The organism is Cyanobacterium sp. T60_A2020_053, assembly GCA_015272165.1.
Lineage (GTDB): Bacteria > Cyanobacteriota > Cyanobacteriia > Cyanobacteriales > Cyanobacteriaceae > Cyanobacterium.
The window spans coordinates 1-3,127 of sequence record JACYMF010000096.1; the positions used below are offsets into that span (position 1 = coordinate 1).

The window sequence follows — 3,127 nt, forward strand, 5'->3', positions numbered from 1 at the left end:
CGATTTTTTTGTTGGTTCGTTTACATCCCCCGTTGATTTCAGTGGGTATTTTTTTGTTGAGAAATTCAACGGGGGTCTTTCACTCACATTTCAAGATAAAAAGAGGGTTAAGCCCCTTGCTTTTTATTATTACCATAGCTTTGACTAAAATAAAAGACAGAATCAATCTTCCTTACCTACCAGAAAACATTTAAAATAGCTTTAAGGTATTTATAAGATACACGGTTTAAAACTTCATCTTTTCAGATGTGAGCAAATTTAATGGTAATCTAATCTATCTTTAAATTTACCTTTGCCCTTTTAACTTTGCCCTTTTTTAACCTTTGCCCTTTTGACTAATACTTTCAGCTGACGAAATTATGTGGAAAAAACTGATCATCCTTGCTTTATCGTTTTCTGTCGTTAATATTTTCCCCTCCTCGGTTTTAGCACAGGAAGTTTTGGAGCAAGTCAAAGAAACAGGAATAATGAAAGCAGGTTATCGTCTGGATACACCTCCTTTTGCTTTCGTTAATGAGGAGGGAAAACCTGTGGGTTATGCTATTGAAATTTTGGACTTGATTAGAGAGGAATTGGAAACACAACTAGGGCAAAAAATTACTTTACAGTTAGTGCCAATCAATCCTCAAAATCGTTTCCAAGAAGTGATAGATGGTAGTATTTATATTGAATGTGGTTCGACTACCGTCACTTGGGAGAGAGAAAAAACAGTGGATTTTTCGGTGAGTTATTTTGCCAGTGGCACTCAAATGATTACCAAAAAAGGAAGCGGTTTTGCTAATTCGGATAACCTAAAAGGGGCAAATATTGCGGTAATTCCTCAAACTACCAATGAAAAAGCGATTACAAGGTATGCTACTGCGGCTAATCTGATTCCCGTTGCTTCTGAGGAGGAAGGTTGGCAAAAATTGGTTAAGGGGGAAATTGATGGTTTTGCTGGGGATGGCATACTGTTACAATCCCTGCGAAAACAAGCGCCCTCCCCCCAAGATTATGAAATTGTGCCTGAGTTTCCCTATGTCATTGAATCCTACGCTTGTACTTTACCACCGAATCAATCCCAATGGCGCGATACGGTAAATTATACTCTCGTTAAATTTATGCAGGGCGTGACGACTGATACACCGTCAGCTATTGCTATTTATGAGCGTTGGTTTGGGGCAAATGGTAATACGCCTTATCCCATTGAAACTATGGCTGATTATTTTCAAGGTATTGTCCATGGTTTTGAGTGGATTCCCATTGATGAAAGATACTAAAAGGGCAAAGGGCAAGGGGCAAAGGGAAGAAAAGTTAAAATTTAGAATTTAGAATTTAGAAAACAATTACTTCTACATTATCCATTCCGTCTATTGTGCATTATCCATTACCCTCAAGACATCACTTTTTCAGCAACCCCTATCTATTTATATGAATGTAAAAATCAAAACCAATTCTTTGCTACGATGGCGACAAACCAGTTTTATTGGTAATACTATCGGTTTATTTAACTCTTGGTATGATAGTAGTTATTTACTAGCTTATTCAGCGCCCTTCGCCGTTATCCTCACCTGTATTCTACTAATTATGACCCCTTTTAGTAGTACCAGCGCCCTTGGAGTAGTTTTGATGGCGGGCGCTGGATTATGGTTAATTTTGACGGTAGCGGAGATAAAGCCTAATCAAATCACCGCCATTCATCTCTGGATTTTTGCCTATTGGTTAGCATCCATCATCGCCACGGCATTTTCTCCCCTCAAATCCGCTTCTATGATGGGCTTAATCAAGTTCACTTTGTATTTGACCTTTTTTGCCCTCACGGCTCGAATATTGGGCAATAAACGCTATTTAAACTGGATTACCAGCACTTTTTTACTGGTGTCCTTACTTGTTAGTAGTTATGGTATTCGTCAACAAATTATTGGCGTGGATGCCCTAGCGACATGGACTGACACTAACTCCGCAACGGCAGATGTGACAAGGGTTTATAGCTATTTAGGTAATCCTAATTTATTGGGTGGTTATCTTTTACCGGCGGTGGCGCTTAGTGTAGGGGCGCTGATTACTTGGCGTAGTATTCCTCAAAAAATTCTCGCCTTAGTGATGTTAGTAACTAATATCACCTGTATTTATTTTACTGGGAGTAGGGGCGCTTGGTTAGGTTTAATTATGGCTTTTTTTGTCATTTTTTTAGGGCTTAATTTTTGGTGGAATAGTTATTTATCTCCCTTTTGGCGCAAGTGGTTATTACCGATTTTATTCGGTTTATTTCTGCTCTTTTTTGCCATGGCTTTTATTGTAGTTGAACCTTTGCGAGAAAGATTTTTAAGTATTTTTTCATGGCGCGGTGATAGTAGTAATAATTTTCGTATTAATGTATGGATTGCGGTATTACAAATGTTAAAAGATCATCCGATTTTTGGCATTGGTATTGGTAATCAAGTTTTTAATCAAATTTACCCCCTTTACATGAAAACTAATTTTACTGCTCTTAGTGCTTATTCTATCTTTTTAGAAATTCCTCTCGAAAGTGGTATTATCGGTTTTACCTGTTTTTTAGGTGTTTTAGGGTCAATTTATCATCGTTATATTCAACAAATACAATTATTAAAACAAGCTGATAAAATCAGAGGAATATGGATTATAGTGGGGTTAGGGGCGCTGGTGGGTTTAGCCACTCAAGGCTTATTTGATACGGTTTGGTTTCGTCCTCAAATTAACACTATTTGGTGGTTATTAGTGGGTTTAATTGCTTCTACTCCTTGGAGTAAAACTGACAATTAATGAGCAAGGGTTAGAGAAGTTATTTTTTATTAATTTATTGTGTTTTAACCATTTTTTTGATAACGGTTGTGATCTCTTAACTAAACCCTAATTATATAATAACAATAGGTTTTAAAACCCTTACATATGCTTTATATATAGTTCAAAATATTTTAGCCATCCTAAATCATTTCTAGCAGATTTATAAGTCCTTGAAAATTTCATCATCTAGTGTTAACAAAGGAAGCTAAAGTGTGATAAGACAATTAGTACCTCTTGCCTGTAATTATCTTGAAATGTGAGTGAAAGACCCCCGTTGAATTTCTCAACAAAAAAATACCCACTGAAATCAACGGGGGATGTAAACGAACCAACAAAAAAATCG

At 36.8% G+C, this 3,127-nt stretch carries 2 protein-coding genes; both read left to right on the plus strand.

The window, feature by feature from the left end; genetic code table 11:
* The first annotated feature begins 359 nt into the window (after window positions 1-359).
* Entirely contained in the window at window positions 360-1,259 is a 900-nt protein-coding gene (locus tag IGQ45_12935) for an amino acid ABC transporter substrate-binding protein (protein ID MBF2058084.1), read from the plus strand.
* Window positions 1,260-1,410: 151 nt separating this feature from the next.
* Complete coding sequence (gene ictB / locus IGQ45_12940; protein ID MBF2058085.1) at window positions 1,411-2,763, plus strand: putative bicarbonate transporter, IctB family; 1,353 nt, start codon at window positions 1,411-1,413, stop codon at window positions 2,761-2,763.
* Window positions 2,764-3,127: the final 364 nt, after the last annotated feature.